Source organism: Pseudomonas gregormendelii (assembly GCF_017114825.1).
Taxonomy (GTDB): Bacteria; Pseudomonadota; Gammaproteobacteria; order Pseudomonadales; family Pseudomonadaceae; genus Aquipseudomonas; species Aquipseudomonas gregormendelii.
Map to the genome: position 1 here is coordinate 15,204 of NZ_JADEVO010000033.1, position 19,042 is coordinate 34,245.

Consider the following 19,042-nt stretch of genomic DNA (forward strand, 5'->3'; position numbering starts at 1 on the left):
TCAGGAATAATTATCGAAAGTAAATAGCACGCATTATCATTCGCGACGTTCAGCCACATCCCAAAAATTCTAAGGACGCGCCCTCCAAAATGCCTGCCCCTTTTCGCCTTGTGCCCTTCAGCTTGGGTCTCTCAGCTGTGCTTTCTGCCGGTTTTTCCTACGCCGCACCGACCACATTACCGGCGACTTCCATCAGCGCCGAAGCTGAGGCCGATGACCCGCGAGTGAAGGAAACCAGCACGGCGACCCGCACGGCGACACCGGTGCGTTACGTTCCCCAGGCCATCGACTCGGTGAAAACCGCGAACGTGATGGACTACGGCACCAACGACCTGGGCACGGCACTCAGTGGCGTTCCCAACGTCAGCAGTGGCGCCGACACCCGTTTTGATAGCCTGCGCATTCGGGGCTTCGACGCCAGCAACGACTTTTACCTCGACGGCATTCGTGACGACAGCCAGTACGTGCGCGACCTGCACAACATCGGGAAGATCGAAGTGCTCAAAGGCCCGGCAGCCGTGCTGTATGGCCGTGGTAGCCAGGGCGGCATCGTCAATCGGGTCAGCAAACAGCCAGAATTCGGCCGCCGCTCGACCATTGAAGCCCAAGGCGGCAGCGAAGACCTGCGCAGCCTGTACGCCGACCTGAGTACCGACCCGACCGATAACATCAGCCTGCGCCTGAACATGGGCAATATGGACGAAAATAGCTTCCGCGATGGCGTCAGCGGCAATCGCCAACTGTTCGCGCCATCGATGAGCTGGCAGCTGACCCCGGACCTCAACTGGCTGGTGCAGTACGAGTACAGCCGTTACAACCGCACCCCCGACCGTGGCGTGCCTGGGGTAAATGGCCGCCCGGCAGATGTAGGACGGGGTACCACCTACGGCAGCGATCACGATTTCATCGACGACAAGTCACAATCCCTGCGCTCCAAACTCAGCTACGAACTCAGCGATAACTGGCAGCTTCGCCATACCCTGGGCGTATTCAAGCTCAACAGTGATTTTGATAACACCTACCAGACCGGCTACACCCCGGCCACCCACCAGGTCACGCGCCAGCACTGGCAACAGGACCTGACCACCCGTAACGTTTTCAACAACGTCGAGCTGGAAGGTGGGTTCGACACCTTCGCCCTGGAACACCGGTTGCTCACCGGTATTGAAGTGGGCAGCCAGCGCCGTGATCCGACGCTGTACAACGCTGCTACGTCGGGGCCAGGCAGCTCACCGGTGCCGGCACTCGACCTGTTTAACCCCAACCGTGAGCTGCGCCATACCGGGCGCATGCAGGTGGCGAGCAACAACCACACCGAAGTCGAGAGCCGCGCGGTGTACGTGCAGGATCAGCTGCGCCTGAACGACCAATGGCAGGTGTTGGCCGGCCTGCGCTACGACACCTTCGATATCGAATCGACCAACCAGCTGCGCAATATTTCCGAAGACCGTGACAGCCACAGCACCAGCCCGCGTGTAGGCCTTGTCTGGACACCGCTGCGGGATCATTCCTTCTATGCGTCCTGGTCCAAGACCTTCTCGCCGGTGGGCGGAGGTTTGATCGGCATCACGCCGGGCGCCACCGGTAACGGCAATGACCTGAGTCCAGAGCTGACCAAACAAAAGGAAATCGGCGTGAAGTCCGACTGGCTCGACGACCGGCTGAGCACCACCCTGGCGATCTATGAACTGGAACTCTACAACCGGCGCACCAGCGACCCGCTGGATCCGACCATCACTTTGCTCACCGGCAAGCAACGGTCCCGCGGCATCGAGCTGACCGGTACCGGCCGTATCACCGGCAACTGGTATGTGCGCGGTGGTATGGGCATTCAGGATGCGACGGTGGAAAAGGACAACAACGGCTTTGAGGGCAAGCGCATCAGCGACGTGGCCAAGCGTAACGGCAGCCTGTTCGTGACCTGGAAACCGGAGATGGGTTGGTATGCGGAAACCGGTTTGACGCTGGTGGGTGATCGGTATGCCGATAACCTCAACACCGTGATGATGCCGGGCTATGGTCGGTGGGATGCATTGGCCGGGTTCCGGCAGAAGGATTGGGATTTGCGGGCGGCGTTGAACAATATTGCGGATAAGGAATATTACGAGTCAGCGACGAGTCAGTTTCAGATTCAGCCGGGGGCGCCGCGTAGCCTGGTTGTGACCGGAACCTACAGCTTCTGATCACCGCAAAACCTGTAGGAGTGAGCCTGCTCGCGATGAGGCCATGTCAATCGGCAGATGCTTTCTGACAGACCACTATCGCGAGCAGGCTCGCTCCCACACTTGATCTTCAGCGTTTAAAAAGCAAAAAAAAAGCGCCGCCATCCCGGCAGCGCTTTTATCAATCCGTTGTTTTCTTCTTATCCTTCCATCACATCCCACAACGCTTCCAGTTCAGCTTCGCTGAATAAACCAGCGGGGTAGCGCTCGATCATCATCCGGCGCGGATCAGGTTCCCTGATCTGACGCGTTCCATTGGATTTCAACCAGTGCGCCAGGACCTGGAGCGATTCGTTGTTGACTGCCAGGGGATGCGACGCCTGCTCGCTCACTACATTGACTTCGGCGTTCATCTCCGCGCTCTCTCCCGGTATATGAGCGGCTAACTTATCCAAGGTTTGTGACAGAACATCGCAGTTCTCCCCTCCTTGTTTAACCCCATAACCGATACAAGAGCTGTGCCAATGTGTTGACGTTGTCGATAAGCGGACACAAAAAGGCCCGCAGTCCTGATGGACGGCGGGCCTCTCGTGTCAGTCAGCAGGAAAATCGTCGAGTTGAAATTTTTCCAGTCAACTCAATCTGTTACAACCCCACTCACTCGTTGTGCGGCGCCGGCTGCTGTTGGGTAAGGCAGTGAATGTTGCCGCCGCCCAGTAACAACTCACGCCCCGGCACCATCACCACTTCGTGCTGGGGAAACAGGTTCTGCAGGATTTCCCGCGCCGGACCATCCAGCGGGTCGTCGAAACTTGGAGCGATGATGCCGCCGTTGACGATCAGGAAGTTCACGTAGGAACCCGCCAAGCGAACGCCAGGATTTCGTTCCTGGCTGCCGTCGACCGGATCCACGCCCGCACATTCTTCCTCGGTCGCGTACAGCGGCCCCGGAATCGGCATCTTGTGCACCGTGAATGGGCGCCCCTTGGCATCAGTGGCGCTTTCCAGCACTTTCATTGCGGCCTGGCAGCGCGGGTAGTTCGGGTCTTGCGGATCGTCGGTCCAGGCCAGCAGTACTTCACCCGGACGGATGTAGCAGCAGAAGTTATCCACATGACCATCGGTTTCGTCGTTGAACAAACCGTCCGGCAGCCAGATGATTTTATCCACAGCCAGGTTCGCGCTCAGCACCGCTTCGATGTCAGCGCGGTCCAGGTGTGGATTGCGGTTGCGATTGAGCAGGCACTCTTCGGTGGTGATGAGCGTGCCTTCGCCGTCGACGTGAATCGAGCCGCCTTCGAGCACAAAACCTTCGGTGCGATAGCGCGGGCTGCGTTCGATCTCGAGGATCTTGCCGCCGACCTGCGAGTCGCGGTTCCACGGCGAATAGAGGCCGCCGTCGAAGCCGCCCCAGGCGTTGAAGTCCCAGTTCACGCCGCGGACTTCGCCACTGTTGTTGATCACGAAAGTAGGACCGGTGTCGCGGACCCAGGCGTCGTCGCTGGACATCTCGACAACCCGGATATTCGGCACGTCCAGGCGCGCACGGGCATTTTCATACTGGCCGGCGGAGACCGCCACGGTCACCGGTTCGAAACGCGCGATGGCCTTGGCCACTGCAACGTGGGCGGCTTGCGCCGGCTTGCCGCCCAGACGCCAGTTGTCCGGGCGCTCTGGCCAGATCATCCAGGTTTGGGTTTGTGGCGCCCACTCGGCCGGCATGTAGAAGCCATCGGCGCGGGGCGTGCTGTTTAAAGTGGTCATGACGATCAGGACTCCAGGGCACCGTCTAGGGTTTTGATAGCACCATACAGGTTGGGGCGGCGGTCACGGAAGGAGCCCCATGCACTGCGGGTATGTTCCAGCAGGTCCAGATCGAAGCTGTGGACCAATACGCCTTCTTCGGTTTGATTGAGTTCCTGCACCTTTTCGCCAAACTGGTTGGCGATAAACGACGAACCGTAGAAGGTGATGTCGTACCCGTCCTGCTCTTCATTGCCGATACGGTTACTGGCGATCAGCGGCATCAGGTTGGCGCCGGCATGGCCTTGTTGCACGCGCTGCCAGTGGTCGCGGGACGAGATGGTCTTGTCGTGCGGCTCGCTGCCGATGGCGGTCGGGTAAAACAGGATTTCCGCGCCTTGCAGCGCCATGCTGCGGGCACACTCGGGGAACCACTGGTCCCAGCAGATGCCCACGCCGATTTTCGCGTAGCGGGTATTCCACACCTTGAAGCCGGTATCGCCCGGGTTGAAGTAATACTTTTCATGGTAACCGGGGCCGTCCGGGATGTGGCTTTTGCGATAAATCCCGAGGTTGCTGCCGTCGGCATCGATGATGGCGATGCTGTTGAAGCGCGCGCGGCCGGCCAGCTCGTAGAAGCTTATTGGCAACACGACTTGCAGCTCCCTGGCGATTTTCTGGAAGTGCTTGATGGCGACGTTGTCTTCGACCGGGGTGGCCAGTTGCAGGTAATCGGCGTTGGGCTTCTGGCAGAAGTACGGTGCTTCGAACAATTCCTGGATCAGGATGATTTGCGCACCCTTGGCTGCAGCCTCGCGGACCAGCCTTTCAGCGGTCTCGAGGTTGGCCTCGAGGTCCCAGCAACAAGCCATCTGGGTGGCGGCGACGGTAACGATACGACTCATGAATCATCTCCTGGGCAAGCGGCTGGGGTCAGTGTGACGACGACCCATGACAGAAAGCGGAAGCCCAGGCGGAATTTCACCATGCCGAGGCAATGGCGACTTTATAGCCGATAAAAATCGGCTTTAAAAGCGAATATTTTTAGAAAAATGAATATATACGCTGGAAACACCGATAATAATCGATATCCATGGACGACCCCACACCCGTAGGAGCTGCGTAGGAGCTGCCGAGTGCAACGAGGCTGCGATCTTTTGATGTTGTATTTTTTAAGATCAAAAGATCGCAGCCTCGTTGCACTCGACAGCTCCTACACGCCCTCAACACACCCCCAACACAGCAATGGGCATAGGGTTCAAAGGCCCTCTGCAAGCACCTTCGAAAGCATATCCACAAAGAAATCCACACTCCGGCGCGACGTCACCATCGGCGGTTTGATTTTCAGCACGTTCAGGTAATCCCCCGTCGGCTGCATGAAAATCCCCAGCTCGCGCAGCCGATCACATAGTGCCGTGGTCTCCTGCGTCGCCGGCTCCAGGGTCTCGCGGTTACGGATCAGCTCCACCCCAAGATAAAATCCGGAACCGTGCACCGCGCCCACCAGCGGATGAATATCGATCAGGGCCTCAAGTCGCTCCTTGAAGTACCCGCCCACGACCTGAGCGTTGTCCCAGAGTTTTTCTTCCTCCATCACATCCAGCACCGCCATGCCGATCTGGCAGCTCACCGGACTGCCACCCGCCGACGAGAAGAAATAGCCCTCGGCCTCCAGCGCCTCGGCGATTTCCCGGCGAGTGATCACCGCGCCCAAGGGCTGGCCGTTGCCCATGCCCTTGGCCATGGTGATGATTTCCGGCACCACGCCCTGCTCCTCAAACCCCCAGAAAAAGTGGCCCATGCGACCGTAGCCGACCTGCACTTCATCGGCGATGCACACGCCACCCTGGGCGCGTACCAGGGCGTAGACCTGCTTCAGATAACCCGGGGGCAACGAGATTCCGCCCGCGTTGCCATAGACCGGTTCGCAAATGAACCCGGCAAGCTGGCGCTGCTGCCCGGCGATTTTCGCCAGGTGGTGCTCGACGCTGCGCACGTACTCGGGAGCACTGTCGGGGCCACGGAATTCGCCGCGATAGGTGTTCGGCGCCGTCACCGGGTGCACCCAGTCCGGGCGGCTGCTCAAGGCCTGGGGGTTGTCGGCGATCGAGGTCGAAACGGCGTCCGCGCCCACCGTCCAGCCGTGATAAGCCTCCAGCACGCTGAGCATGTCGCGCCCGCCGCTGTAGGCCCAGGCCAGGCGAATGGCCAGGTCATTGGCCTCGCTGCCGCTGTTGACCAGGAACACCCGGTCCATGGAGTCCGGTGCCAGCTTGAGCAGTCGCTCGGAAAACTCGGCGACCGCCGCGTAGTTGAAACGCGAGTTGGTATTGAGCAGCGACCACTGGCGACTGGCGACCGCCGCCATGCGCGGATGGCCATGGCCCAAGACTGCAACGTTGTTGAGCATGTCGAGATAGGAGCGGCCCTGCATGTCGATCAGGTGATTGCGCCAGCCGCGCTCGATACGCGGCGGGTCCACGTAGTAGTGTTTTTGCGTGCGGGCGAAACTGGCCTCGCGACGCGCCAGCAGGGTCTGCGAATCCAGCTCCTGTTCCGCATCGCAGGCCAGCCCCAGCAGGCTTGCCGGCGACGGGCATAGCGCCTGCCAGGCGGCAGCACGGGAAGGTGTGCAGAACAACGGCGCGTTTAGCGAAGCGCCGCGACACAGCTGCACCCTCAGCGGCCCGTTCACCGCACCCAGCACCTGGCCTTTGACCAGTGCCGCGCCCGTGTGCAGCGACGGCTGGACGCCCCACAACCGCAGGCTCAATTGCGGGCCATCAAGTTGCAGCACACCCGGCTCGGGTTCATGGACCATGCCGGCAAACGGTGACTCGACCGCCGTGCCCATTGGCACCCTTAATTCGACGTGCAGCGGGCAAGTGTCCGGCTCGCGAAACGAATCCGGCTGGGTGCGCGACAGGCGATATTGCCCGTAACGACTGGCCGCCAGTTCATGCAAGGCGGCGGCCTCGTCCAGCAGGCGCTGATCGATGCCCGGCTGTTCCCAGTTGCCGGCTTCGAAATGCGGGCTCAGGACGCCCAGGTCAATCAGGGCAAACTCCCGTCCGACCAGGCCCGGCAGCAGCGGGGCAAACCCTTCGCTGCCAATGCCCGGCAGGTGCTGACCGACGGCAGACAGGATCGCCGCCTCCATCAATTCCAACGGTACCGAAGTGGCCACGCGAAAGATTTCCCACTCGTGGGTCAGGTTGTCACGGCTGTAGGCATTGCCCGGATCGATGCTCACCTGCTGCTCGCCACTGAGCACCAGCACGGCGGCGCGGGCCACGATCAGCGGCCACAGCGCCAGGAGCTCTGCGTGCTCCAGTGGATTGACCGCGTGACACGCCTGCACCGCCGGCAGGATGTAAAACGGATCGCCACCGGCATGATGCAACAGCGCCGCGCAGGTCACCGACAGATCGGTGATGCGCCAGGTACGGATCAGGTCGCCGAAATCGATCACGCCCTGTAATTGCCACAGGCGATCAGCATCGCGTTGCCAGACTACGTTGTCGTCTGTGATGTCCATGTGAATGGCCTGCACCGGCAGCTTGTCCACCAGCGGTTGCAGATGCCGTTCGGCGCGTTCCGCTGCATCGGCGACTTGCCGGCGCTGCGTGTCATCCTTGATCACCGGCAGCAAGTGCGCAATCAGCGCATTGGCGTGACGGGCATCCCATTGCAGCGTGCGGGTCAGGCCGGGATGATCAAAGTCGGCCAGCGCCAGGTCCATTTCGCCGCAGAGCCGCCCGAACCCTGCAACGACGGCACCGGGCAGGTGATCGAGGTCTGTCAGCGGCTGGCCGTCGATGTAACCCAGCAGCCGCACATGCACGGTCTGATCGGCCACTTGCAGGGTCAGCAGGTCCGCGCCGCTCCTGGCGCAAATAACCCGTGGCACTTGCACCCCGGCCTTTTCGGCCAGGTGCTTGAGGCCTGCATGCTGGGCTTGCAGCTCTTGCACGGCATAGTCGCCGCGGCAGATTTTCAGGACGAAGCGCCCCTGATCGCTGTCGACACGGTAATTAAGATCCTGCTGACTGCCCAGGGCCCGCAGCGTTGCGCTCAACCCGTAATGCTCTGCGAGCAGCCCAAGCGCAAGCTCGGCCGACACTTGTGGGCTGGGCAAACTGGCGCGATGAATCAACGTGGCGAGCGGCATACAACGACCCCTGAGAATTTGATCAGGCGCTTATATCGCCATTGCTTGGGGCGATACGCAACCCCCCACAATCACACACCCCTCGCGCCACCCGGCACTTTGCGCAAGAATGCCGACCATCAACGCGACAGGCGCTCGACCTCATGACCCCGACTCTCCCCCGCAGACCCCGCTGGCGCAGCCTCGCACTGCTCGCGCTATGCCTGGCGCCGTTGCTGTGGCCGCTGGAGCATCTGGCCGAACGCTATTACCGCAGCGAACTGGCCGGGCAGAACCGCCAGACGCTTGACCTGTACGTCGCCAACCTGCTGGGCACCCTGCACCGTTATGAGGTGCTGCCGCAGATTCTCGGCGAGCTTCCAGCCCTGCGCGCCGTCCTGGGCGCGCCGGACGACGGCGTGAGCCAAGGCAACGCCAACCGCCTGCTGAAAAACATCAGCGCCCAGACTGGCGCCGAAGTCATGTACCTGATGGACACCACCGGCAAAACCCTGGCGGCGTCCAACTGGGACAAACACGACAGCTTCGTGGGGCGCAATTTTTCCTTCCGCCCCTACTTCAGCGAAGCCATGGCCGGTCGCCTTGGGCGCTTCTTCGGCCTGGGCACGACCTCGGCCAAGCGTGGCTATTTTTTTGCGGCGGCAGTTCGTCAAGGCGAAAAGATCATCGGCGTATTGGTGGTCAAGGTTGACCTCGACCATACCGAGAGCCTATGGGGCAACACCCCGGAACAGCTGTTGGCCACCGATCAGAATGGCGTGGTCATTCTCACCTCACGGCCGGAATGGCGCTTTCGTTCGACCCGCACCTTGAGCGAGGCGGAGAACAAGGCGATCACGGCGATCCAACCCTACCCCACTCGCGATCCCCAGCCGCTCAAGCTCAACCCCGATGCGTGGCTGACCCAGTCCCACCAGATCGACGAGACCGGCTGGACGGTGAACATCCTCGCACCGCGGACCCTGATCGACCGCCCGGTGCGCACGGTCGTTGCCATTGGCGGCGCCACCCTGCTGGTGTTGATGCTGCTGCTCGGCCTGATGATGCAGCGCCGCCGCCATTACCTGGAGCGAATCGCCTTCGAGGCCAAGGCCCGTCGCGAACTCGAAGGCCGGGTTGCCGAGCGCACCAGCGACCTTGAAGGCCTCAACCGGCGGCTCAAGGAGGAAGTTCTGGAACGCGAGCAGGCGCAGCAGGAATTGGTGCGCGCCCAGGATGACCTGGTGCAGGCCGGCAAGCTGTCGGCACTGGGGACGATGTCCGCCAGCATCAGTCATGAGTTGAATCAGCCGCTGGCGGCGATCCGCAGCTATGCGGAAAACGCCGAGGTGCTGCTCGATCACCAGCGCACCGACGATGCCCGTGGCAATCTCAAACTGATCAGTGAACTGACCGCGCGCATGGCGTCAATCATCGCCCACTTGCGCGCATTCGCCCGCCGCGATCGCCATGCGCCGGAGAGTGTCGCCCTGCAACCGGCGCTGGACGACGCACTGGCCCTGCTCGCCAAGCGCCGGCGCAGCATGGAGGTCGAACTGATCCGCGATTTGCCGGCCGCCACCTTGTGGGTCGAAGCCGGCGAAACCCGCCTGCGCCAGGTGCTGGGCAATTTGCTGGCGAACGCCCTGGACGCTCTTACGGAAAAAGGCCCGCCGCGTAAACTGTGGCTGAGTGCCCAATCCACTGCCGAAGGCGTCAACCTGTACATTCGCGACAATGGCCCGGGTTTTTGCATGGAAGCCCTGGGCCGCGCCAGCGAACCTTTCTACACCACCAAGACCCGCACCCAGGGCCTGGGGCTGGGGCTGGCAATCTGCGAAACACTGATGCGCGCCTTCGGTGGTGAACTGTCGTTCTCCAACCACAAGGAAGGCGGCGCGCTGATTACCTTGAAATTGCGCGCAGGCGCACCGGGCGTGAGCCTGCAACCGTCCGAGGACCGAAGTGCATGACCATCGACAACCGCATCCAGGTCGTGCTGATCGACGACGATCCGCACTTGCGCCAGGCCCTGAGCCAGACGCTGGACCTTGCCGGCCTGAAGATCCTGCCGCTGGCCGAAGCCAAGGGCCTGGCTGCCCAGCTGGAGCGAGACTGGCCGGGCGTGGTGGTCAGCGATATTCGCATGCCGGGCATGGACGGTCTCGAACTGCTGACCGAACTGCATGCCCAGGACCCGGAGCTGCCGGTGTTGTTGATCACCGGCCATGGCGACGTACCGCTGGCGGTGCAAGCGATGCGCGCCGGGGCCTACGACTTCCTGGAAAAACCTTTTGCCAGTGATGCCCTGCTCGACAGCGTGCGCCGGGCGCTGGCCCTGCGCCGGTTGGTGCTGGATAACCGCAGCCTGCGCCTGGCACTGAGCGATCGCAACGAGCTGAGCGCCCGCCTGGTGGGACATTCAGCGCCAATGGCGCGCCTGCGCGAGCAGATCGGCGCCTTGGCGGCCACCCGGGCGGACGTGCTGATCCTTGGCGAAACCGGCGCGGGCAAGGAAGTTGTCGCCCGCGCGCTGCACGATCTGTCGAGTCGGCGCAACGGGCCATTCGTGGCAATCAATGCCGGCGCCCTGGCTGAATCGGTGGTGGAGAGTGAGCTGTTCGGGCACGAGCCCGGGGCTTTCACCGGGGCGCAGAAGCGCCGCATCGGCAAGTTTGAATTCGCCAACGGCGGCACGCTGTTTCTCGATGAAATCGAGAGCATGAGCCTGGATGTACAGGTCAAACTGTTGCGCCTGCTGCAAGAGCGAGTGGTTGAGCGCCTTGGCGGCAACCAGCAGATCCCGCTGGACATCCGCGTCATCGCCGCGACCAAGGAAGACCTGCGCCAATCTGCCGACCAAGGCCGTTTCCGGGCCGACCTGTACTACCGCCTCAATGTAGCGCCGCTGCGCATCCCGCCTTTGCGCGAGCGCGGCGAAGATGCCCTGATGCTGTTCCAGCATTTCGCCAACGAGGCCAGCGCCCGCCACGGTCTGCCTCCCCACGAACTGCAACCGGGTCAACGCGCCCTGCTATTGCGCCACACCTGGCCAGGCAACGTACGGGAGCTGCAAAACGCCGCCGAGCGCTTCGCCCTGGGCCTGGAACTGGCCCTGGACAACAGCGCACCGGATGGCACATCCGGGGTCACGGCAAAGGTGATCAGTGGCGGGTTGAGCGAACAGGTGGAAAACTTCGAGAAGAGCCTGATCGCGGCCGAGCTCGCGCGATCCCACAGCTCGGTCCGCAGCCTGGCGGAAGCACTGGGCATCCCGCGCAAAACCCTGCACGACAAACTACGCAAGCACGGGCTCAACTTTGCCGATGGTGGCGCCCACACCGCCACCGACGAACTCGACTGAGCTACCGTCCAATCACCGCCACCTACAAGAGAGCGTTCATGAACCTCGACAGTCGTCACCTGGAAAGCATCCTGCACCACGACATTCCCCTGACACGGGACATGGGCCTCAAGGTGCTCGACTGGCACGACCAGCAGTTACGCCTGCACCTGCCGCTGGAGGCCAACGTCAACCACAAGAACACGATGTTTGGCGGCAGCCTGTATTGCGCCGCCGTACTGGCGGGTTGGGGCTGGTTGCACCTGCGGTTGCGCGAGGAAGGCATTGAAGACGGGCACATCGTGATTCAGGAAGGGCAAATCAGTTATCCGCTGCCGGTGACCATGGACGCGATTGCGATTTGCCAGGCGCCCGGTGCGGCGCAGTGGAAGAAATTTTTGGCGATGTACCGGCGGTATGGGCGGGCGAGATTGACCCTGCAATCGCGGATTGTGAATGCCGAGGGTGCCGAGGATGCGGTGACGTTTAGCGGGCAGTACGTTTTGCACCGTTAAGATCAAAAGATCGCAGCCAGGCTGCGATGTTTTCGATCGTTAACCCTGAGCCAGTTCCAACAACTGCTGTCGCCAGGACGCCTGGGCCGGCAGCGCCAGGAAAAACCCGTTCAACAACGATTCCCGCGCCGGGTAACTGAACATTTTACCGCTCAACTCCAGCACCTCGCCCCCGGCACCTTCCAGCACTCCCTGGGCCGCCGCCGTGTCCCACTGCGAAGTCGGCGCCAGGCGCGGATAACAATCCGCCGCGCCTTCGGCCAGCAGGCAAAACTTCAATGAGCTGCCGATGTTGGCCAACTCCAGCTCACCGAGACTCGCGCTCAAGCCTGCAAGCAAGCGCTCCTGCTCGGGGCTCGAATGCCGGCGGCTGGCGACTACGGTAAAAGGCTCACCTGCCGGCGGCACTTGGCGGACCTGAATAGGCAAAGGCTCGGCACCTTTATCCCCGCGCCATGCCCCCATGCCTGCGCCTCCGACATAAACGCGCCCATTGGTCGGCATCGATACCACCCCAAACACCACGCGGCCTTGCTCGATCAGGGCGATGTTGACGGTGAACTCCTCGCTGCCCGAGATGAATTCCTTGGTCCCGTCCAGCGGATCGACCAGCCACCAGCGCTGCCAGCCGGCGCGCACGCTTTGGGGGATGTTGGCGTCTTCTTCCGAGAGCACCGGGATGCTTGGGTCCAGAGCGGTCAGCCCGTCCAGAATCAGATGGTGAGCCGCCAGGTCAGCTGCTGTGACGGGCGAATCGTCGGCCTTGGCAGTCACGGCCGTACCGGTGCGCCAGAACGGCAAAATGGCGTCGCCTGCCTGCAATGCCAGTTCGATCACGGGCGCCATCAGAGGATGTGGGAAATTCATGGCTGGTACACCCCACGCTGTGTCAGCAGATCCCGGGCCAGATAGAGCGCGGCCAACGCACGGCCTTCGGTGAATTGCGGGTTCTGCGCCAGCGCCGACAGCTCGCGCAGGTTGACCTTGCTTACGCCCATCGGCTCGGGCTCGTCGCCTTCCAGGCGTTCCTCGTACAAGTCCGTGGCCAGCACCACCTGGATCTTCTGGCTCATGTAGCCGGGCGACAAGGACAATTCGGTCAGGTGTTCCAGCTGCCGTGCGCCATACCCGGCTTCCTCCTTGAGCTCGCGCTCGGCCGCCGCCAGCACGTCTTCGCCGGGTTCGATCAAACCCTTGGGCAACGACATCTCGTACTCATCGGTGCCGCCGCAGTACTCCTCGACCAGCACCGCATGATCCGCGTCCAGCATCGCCACGATCATCACCGCGCCATAACCGGCGCCCTTGCCGACCAGTCGCTCATAAGTGCGCTCGACGCCATTGGAAAAGCGCAACTTCAGCTCTTCGACGCAGAACAGGCGGCTGGTGGCGACGATCTCGCGAGCGAGGATGGTAGGTTTCTGGCGCATGAGCGGCTCCTGGGTGATAGCGAGTTACTATACCCGGCCTATCCTGAATGTTGACCCCGGATATCCTTTTTACCGCTGGAGAAGTTTTTTATGCCCCTGCTGCCCTGGCATGACATCGATACCGTTTTGCTGGACATGGACGGCACCTTGCTGGACCTGCATTTTGACAACCATTTCTGGCTGGAGCACCTGCCGCAACGCTATGCACAGCTGCATGGAGTCAGCCTGGCGATGGCCGAGATGGAGTTGCAGCCGCTGTTCGAACGCCACGCCGGTCAGTTGCAGTGGTATTGCCTGGACTTCTGGAGCACCGAGCTGAAGTTATCGGTTCGCGAGTTGAAACTGGAGACCGCGCACCTGATCGCCCTGCGCCCGGACGCGGACACGTTCCTGGCGGCGATTAAAAAAGCCGGCAAGCGGGTGGTGATGATCACCAACGCCCACCGCGATTCCCTGTCACTCAAGCTTGAACGGATTGAACTGGCGCCTTACTTCGAGCGGCTGATCAGCTCCCACGATTACGGCTATCCCAAGGAAAATCCGCAGTTCTGGGACGCCCTGCAGGCGGATATCGGCTTCGATCCGGCGCGCAGCCTGTTTATTGACGACACGCTGCCGATTTTGCGCAGTGCGCGGGACTTTGGCGTGGCACATCTGCTGGCGGTGCGGGAGCCGGACAGCCGCAAAGGGCCCAAGGACACGGAGGAATTTGCGGCGGTTGAGGACTATAGGCAGCTTGTTGCAGGGCTCTAGACCGAGTCGGCTGCATCGCGGGCAAGCCTTGCCCGCGATGGCTATCTAAAGCTTTACTCAGGAATCCGCAACGACTGCCCCGGATAGATCTTGTTCACATCCTTGAGCATCGGTTTGTTGGCTTCGAAAATCTTGTTGTACAAGTTGGCATTGCCATACACCCGCAGGGAAATCGCGCTCAGCGTATCGCCCTTCTCCACCACCACAAACTTCGCAGCCACCATCACTGGCCCGGTCACGGTAATCTGGTCTTCAACACCACTGACGCCCGCCACGTTGCCCAGGGACAACAGGATCTTTTCTTTCTCTTCCTGGGTGGCGGCTTCACCACTGGCGATCACCTTGTCGCCCTCGACCTTGACCTGGATCTTCGAAGTATCGATGCCCGTCAGCGCATCCTTGACGTGCTTGGTCAGCGCCTCGCTATTGGCTTCGGCCTTGTCCGGCGTCAGCGCATCGAGGATTTTTTCACCGGCTTCTTTGAGAAAACTGAAAAGGCTCATCGTGTGCTCTCCATGGTAATAAAAGGGTCCAGACGCAAAAGCCTAGACCAAGCTTGCACACTGCGGTTCCAACCCGACCAATGACGCCGCTTCCCGCCAGGGGCTAGAATCGGCGCCTTCCTGCGCCCTGGAGCGAAGATGGACATCAAGCAGCTGAAATTTCTCATCGCACTCGACGAAACGCGACATTTCGGCCAGGCCGCCGCGCGCTGCCACATCACTCAACCGACCTTGTCGATGCGTTTGCGCAGCCTTGAAGAAGAGCTCGAATTACCCCTGGTCAACCGCGGCCAACGCTTTGAAGGCTTTACCGCGCCGGGCGAGCGAGTGCTGGCGTGGGCGCGCACGGTGCTGGCGGCCTACGACGGGCTGCAAGCCGAGGCGGCTGCCTGTCGCGGCAATCTGGTCGGCACCCTGCGCCTGGGGGTGGTGCCGTTATCGAGTTTCGATCCATTGCCGTTGATGCAACGCCTGCATGCGGAACACCCGAACCTGCGCTTCGAGTTGTCTGCATTGAGCTCCGAGCAAATTCTCGAACAACTGGCGAACAATCGCCTGGACCTCGGCGTGTCTTACCTGGAACGCCTCGACGGCGAGCGCTTCGACTCCCTGGCCTTCAGCGAGACCCGCATGGGCCTGCTTTACGATCAGCGTTTCTACAGCTTCAGCGAGGCACCGCTGAGTTGGGAATCGTTGATCGAACTGCCGTTGGGCATGCTGACTAGCGGCATGCACTTTCGCCAATCCATCGACCACAATTTCCACAGTCGTGGCCTCAGTCCCCAGCCTCTGCTGCAGACCGACGCCGTGCATCAACTGTTACAAGCTGTGCACGGCGGCTTGTGTTGCGCCGTGATGCCGCTGGATGGCGGCCTGGAAAACCTCACCGACCACCTGCGCCTGCAACCCATTGAAAACGCCCAGACTCTCGCGCGCCTGGGGTTGATCATGCGGCGCAGCGCCCCTCGATCGGCACTGGCCGAGGCGTGTTTTGCGATTTATCAAAAATCATCCACGGACGCTTGATCGACGCCATCTATCGGCACATCAGTATTAGCGATTAGACGCGACCGTTTGACGCGCCTAGGCTTAAAGCTGATCAAACCGTGGTGATGCCATGAACGCCAAGCGCCCAGCCTGCGCGGCGCCTGCCCTCGAAACGCCCGCGCCCGCTGCGAGTCAGACTTACAGCTACAACAACCTTGATGCTTCCGGATCGGCCAATACCGAGCTGGCCGAGGAAGTTGCGCTGGCGATTGCCTACAACGGCATCAGCCAGGCCGTGATGCTGGTGACCCCAACCGACCTGGAAGACTTCATCGTCGGTTTCAGCCTCGGCAGCGGCATCGTCAACGACCCCGCCGACATCTACGACCTGCAACTCAGCGGCTCCGGCTCGGCGCAGTACGCGCAAGTCACTATCGCCAACCGTGCATTCTGGAACCTCAAGCAGCAACGCCGGCAACTGGCCGGAACCAGCGGTTGCGGGTTGTGCGGAGTGGAGGCGGTCGAGCAGGCGTTGCCAGACCTGAAAGTATTGCCCGGCGCGCCATTGCCTCCGATTGCCTGGCTCGACGGCTTGCGCCAGCGCATCGGTGCTTTCCAGCCCCTTGGCCAACACTGCGGAGCAGTACATGCCGCGGTGTTCATGAATGATCGGGGCGAGTTGTTGCTGGGTCGCGAAGATATCGGCCGGCATAACGCCCTCGACAAGCTGATTGGTGGCCTGATCCGCCAGGACATCCCGATTGGCGCGGGGCTGGCGATCGTCACCAGCCGCTGCAGCCTCGAACTGATCCAGAAAGTGTTGCGCGCAGGCATCCAGACCCTTGTCAGCCTGTCTTCGCCTACGGGCCTTGCTGTGCAATGGGCGCGCCGACACAACCTCAATCTCATCCACCTGCCGCAGAAAAGTGCGCCGCGGGTCTACAGCCCTGCGATGGAGAACCTCACGTGAGCCAACATCATCAAGCCGACCAGAAACCCGTCCCCCGCTACAAGCCCTACAAAGGCCCGGCCGGTGGCTGGGGCGCGCTGATCAGTGTGGCCCAGGCGTGGCTGACCAGCGACAACGCGCTGAAGAACCTGCGCATGATGCTCAAGACCAACCAGAACGGCGGCTTTGACTGCCCGGGTTGCGCCTGGGGCGACTCGCCGGAAAGCGGCATGGTGAAGTTCTGTGAGAACGGCGCCAAAGCCGTGAACTGGGAAGCGACCAAGCGCCGGGTGGATGCGGCCTTCTTCGCCAAACACAGCGTCAGCTCGCTGCTGGAGCAAAGTGACTACTGGCTGGAATATCAGGGCCGCCTGACCGAACCGATGAGCTACGACGCCGAGACCGATCGCTACAAGCCGATCACCTGGGAAGCCGCCTTCGCCCTGATCGGCAAACATCTGCAGGGCCTCTCGAGCCCGGATCAGGCCGAGTTCTACACTTCGGGGCGCGCCAGTAACGAAGCGGCCTACCTGTATCAATTGTTTGTGCGCGCCTATGGCACCAACAACTTCCCCGATTGTTCGAACATGTGCCACGAGGCCAGCGGCGTGGCGTTGGCGCAGAGTGTCGGCGTGGGTAAAGGCACGGTGACGTTCGACGATTTCGAACACGCCGATGCGATATTTGTCTGGGGCCAGAACCCCGGCACCAACCACCCCCGGATGCTGGAGCCGCTGCGTGAAGCGGTCAAGCGCGGCGCCCAGGTGGTGTGCGTCAACCCGTTGAAAGAGCGTGGGCTGGAACGCTTCCAGCATCCGCAGCACCCGATCGAAATGCTCACCAATGGCGACAAGCCGACCAATACCGCGTACTTCCGGCCGGCGCTCGGCGGCGACATGGCCTTGCTGCGCGGCATGGCCAAATTCCTGCTGCAATGGGAGCGCGACGCGCAGAAGACTGGCGGGCCCGCCGTGTTCGACCACGACTTCCTCAATGAGCACAGCGTCAATGTGCTGGAGTACATGGGCGCCATCGATGACACGCCATGGGAGCAGATCGTCGAGCAATCCGGCCTTGCCCTGGTGGAGATCGAGCAAGCGGCACGGATGTACGCCTCGGGCAAGAACGTGATCATGTGCTGGGCGATGGGGATTACCCAACACCGTCATTCCGTGCCGACGATTCAGGAAATCGCCAACCTGATGCTGCTGCGCGGCAACATCGGTCGCCCAGGCGCCGGCCTGTGTCCGGTGCGTGGCCATAGCAACGTGCAAGGCGACCGGACCATGGGCATCAACGAACGTCCGCCGGTGGCGTTCCTCGACTCCCTGGAACGTCGCTTCCAGTTCAAGGTGCCGCGCGAGAGCGGCCACAACGTGGTCGAGGCGATTCATGCAATGGCCGAGGGTCGCGCCAAGGTGTTCATCGGCCTGGGCGGCAACTTCGCCCAAGCCACGCCGGACAGCCCACGCACCTTCAAGGCGCTGAGCAGCTGCGACCTGACCGTGCAGATCAGCACCAAGCTCAACCGCAGCCATCTGGCCCACGGCAAGGACGCGCTGATCCTGCCGTGCCTGGGTCGCACCGATATCGATATCCAGACCGAAGGCCCGCAAGCGGTGACCGTTGAAGACTCGTTCAGCATGGTCCATGCCTCCAACGGCCAGTTGCAACCGCTGTCAAACCAGATGCGCTCGGAGCCGTCGATCATCGCCGGTATCGCCGCCGCTACCCTGGGCAGCCGGCCCGTGGACTGGAGCTGGCTGGTGGCCGACTACGACCGCATTCGCGACCTGATCGCCGATACCATTCCAGGTTTCAAGGACTTCAACGAGAAAGTGAAGAATCCAGGCGGTTTTTACCTGGGCAACAGCGCCGGTGCCCGCAAGTGGAATACGGCGTCGGGCCGGGCCAGTTTCCGCCCCAATATCCTGCCCAAGGACTTGGTTCACGAACGGACGCGCGCCACGGGCGTGCTGCCGGATCTGATCATGCAGTCGATGCGTTCCCACGATCAGTACAACACCACGATCTACGGGCTCGATGACCGGTATCGCGGGGTCAAGGGGCAGCGCGACGTGCTGTTTGTCAACGAAGCCGACATCATCCGCCTGGGCTTCAAGCCTGGACAGAAGGCGGACATCGTTTCAATCTGGGACGATGGGCGTGAGCGCCGGGTGAAGGGTTTTACGTTGCTGGCGTTTGATATCCCGGCGGGACAGGCTGCCGCTTATTATCCGGAGGTGAATCCTCTGGTGCCGTTGGAAAGCACGGGGGATGGCAGCCACACACCGACGTCGAAGTTCGTGGCGATCCGGTTGGAAGCGGCAAGCGAATCCGGTTTGATCATGGCCAGGTCAGCATAGGTATCGCTCGACAGTTCTGCCGCCATCGCGGGCAAGCCTTGCTCCCACCGTGTTATGTGGTTCAGATGATTTTGCTGAGTGCAGGGCCTTGTGGGAGCAAGGCCTGCCCGCGATAGCATCAACACGGGCAATCACTTTTCA

The 19,042-nt window shown here is 61.7% G+C and carries 15 protein-coding genes; 8 read left to right on the plus strand and 7 right to left on the minus strand.

Features of this window, described 5'->3' with window-relative positions:
• The first annotated feature begins 89 nt into the window (after nt 1-89).
• On the plus strand, nt 90-2,183 hold the full coding sequence (locus tag IMW75_RS20520) for a TonB-dependent receptor (protein ID WP_205893575.1): 2,094 nt from the start codon (nt 90-92) through the stop codon (nt 2,181-2,183).
• A 179-nt stretch (nt 2,184-2,362) separates the two neighbouring features.
• Here the strand turns inward: IMW75_RS20520 and IMW75_RS20525 are convergent, their stop codons facing one another.
• The 4 genes from IMW75_RS20525 to IMW75_RS20540 all read right to left on the minus strand — a co-directional run bounded on the left by IMW75_RS20525 (nt 2,363) and on the right by IMW75_RS20540 (nt 8,076).
• Nucleotides 2,363-2,575 (minus strand): hypothetical protein, encoded by a 213-nt coding sequence (locus tag IMW75_RS20525; RefSeq protein ID WP_205893576.1) that lies wholly within the window; start codon nt 2,573-2,575, stop codon nt 2,363-2,365.
• 244 nt (nt 2,576-2,819) lie between these two features.
• Nucleotides 2,820-3,926 (minus strand): agmatine deiminase, encoded by a 1,107-nt coding sequence (gene aguA / locus IMW75_RS20530; RefSeq protein ID WP_205893577.1) that lies wholly within the window; start codon nt 3,924-3,926, stop codon nt 2,820-2,822.
• A gap of 5 nt (nt 3,927-3,931) precedes the next feature.
• A complete protein-coding gene (gene aguB, locus IMW75_RS20535) occupies nt 3,932-4,810 on the minus strand; it encodes an N-carbamoylputrescine amidase (protein WP_205893578.1) in 879 nt (292 codons plus the stop codon).
• A 353-nt stretch (nt 4,811-5,163) separates the two neighbouring features.
• Nucleotides 5,164-8,076, minus strand: coding sequence for an aminotransferase (locus tag IMW75_RS20540; RefSeq protein ID WP_205893579.1), 2,913 nt, complete (start codon nt 8,074-8,076; stop codon nt 5,164-5,166).
• A gap of 143 nt (nt 8,077-8,219) precedes the next feature.
• Here IMW75_RS20540 and IMW75_RS20545 point away from each other — a divergent pair, with 143 nt between their 5' ends.
• From IMW75_RS20545 to IMW75_RS20555, 3 genes are read left to right on the plus strand one after another with little or no spacing between them, the layout of a single operon-like run.
• The gene (locus IMW75_RS20545; RefSeq protein WP_045061337.1) at nt 8,220-10,028 is read left to right on the plus strand and encodes a sensor histidine kinase; all 1,809 of its coding nucleotides are present in this window, start codon (nt 8,220-8,222) and stop codon (nt 10,026-10,028) included.
• Nucleotides 10,025-11,419 (plus strand): sigma-54-dependent transcriptional regulator, encoded by a 1,395-nt coding sequence (locus IMW75_RS20550; protein WP_205893580.1) that lies wholly within the window; start codon nt 10,025-10,027, stop codon nt 11,417-11,419. The genes IMW75_RS20545 and IMW75_RS20550 overlap by 4 nt, the downstream gene beginning before the upstream one ends.
• Nucleotides 11,420-11,457: 38 nt before the next feature.
• Nucleotides 11,458-11,913 carry a thioesterase domain-containing protein gene (locus tag IMW75_RS20555; protein ID WP_205893581.1) on the plus strand — a complete coding sequence of 152 codons (456 nt, stop codon included), beginning with the start codon at nt 11,458-11,460 and terminating at the stop codon, nt 11,911-11,913.
• A 39-nt stretch (nt 11,914-11,952) separates the two neighbouring features.
• Here IMW75_RS20555 and cysQ read toward each other — a convergent pair whose 3' ends face one another.
• Together cysQ and nudE are read right to left on the minus strand one after the other, a co-directional pair.
• The gene (gene cysQ, locus IMW75_RS20560; RefSeq protein WP_205893582.1) at nt 11,953-12,780 is read right to left on the minus strand and encodes a 3'(2'),5'-bisphosphate nucleotidase CysQ; all 828 of its coding nucleotides are present in this window, start codon (nt 12,778-12,780) and stop codon (nt 11,953-11,955) included.
• Nucleotides 12,777-13,343 (minus strand): ADP compounds hydrolase NudE, encoded by a 567-nt coding sequence (nudE, locus tag IMW75_RS20565; RefSeq protein WP_045061333.1) that lies wholly within the window; start codon nt 13,341-13,343, stop codon nt 12,777-12,779. Before nudE ends, cysQ begins: the two co-directional genes overlap by 4 nt.
• A 90-nt stretch (nt 13,344-13,433) precedes the next feature.
• Here nudE and yrfG point away from each other — a divergent pair, with 90 nt between their 5' ends.
• On the plus strand, nt 13,434-14,096 hold the full coding sequence (gene yrfG / locus IMW75_RS20570; protein WP_205893583.1) for a GMP/IMP nucleotidase: 663 nt from the start codon (nt 13,434-13,436) through the stop codon (nt 14,094-14,096).
• Nucleotides 14,097-14,149: 53 nt separating this feature from the next.
• On the opposite strand, the gene lysM is transcribed toward yrfG, so the two are convergent.
• Nucleotides 14,150-14,599 carry a peptidoglycan-binding protein LysM gene (gene lysM / locus IMW75_RS20575; protein ID WP_045061331.1) on the minus strand — a complete coding sequence of 150 codons (450 nt, stop codon included), beginning with the start codon at nt 14,597-14,599 and terminating at the stop codon, nt 14,150-14,152.
• A gap of 138 nt (nt 14,600-14,737) precedes the next feature.
• Here lysM and IMW75_RS20580 point away from each other — a divergent pair, with 138 nt between their 5' ends.
• The 3 genes from IMW75_RS20580 to IMW75_RS20590 all read left to right on the plus strand — a co-directional run bounded on the left by IMW75_RS20580 (nt 14,738) and on the right by IMW75_RS20590 (nt 18,901).
• Nucleotides 14,738-15,625 carry a LysR family transcriptional regulator gene (locus IMW75_RS20580; protein ID WP_045061330.1) on the plus strand — a complete coding sequence of 296 codons (888 nt, stop codon included), beginning with the start codon at nt 14,738-14,740 and terminating at the stop codon, nt 15,623-15,625.
• A gap of 91 nt (nt 15,626-15,716) precedes the next feature.
• The gene (gene fdhD / locus IMW75_RS20585) at nt 15,717-16,556 is read left to right on the plus strand and encodes a formate dehydrogenase accessory sulfurtransferase FdhD (protein ID WP_205893584.1); all 840 of its coding nucleotides are present in this window, start codon (nt 15,717-15,719) and stop codon (nt 16,554-16,556) included.
• Nucleotides 16,553-18,901 carry an FdhF/YdeP family oxidoreductase gene (locus tag IMW75_RS20590; RefSeq protein ID WP_205893585.1) on the plus strand — a complete coding sequence of 783 codons (2,349 nt, stop codon included), beginning with the start codon at nt 16,553-16,555 and terminating at the stop codon, nt 18,899-18,901. Before fdhD ends, IMW75_RS20590 begins: the two co-directional genes overlap by 4 nt.
• The last annotated feature ends 141 nt before the right edge of the window (nt 18,902-19,042 follow it).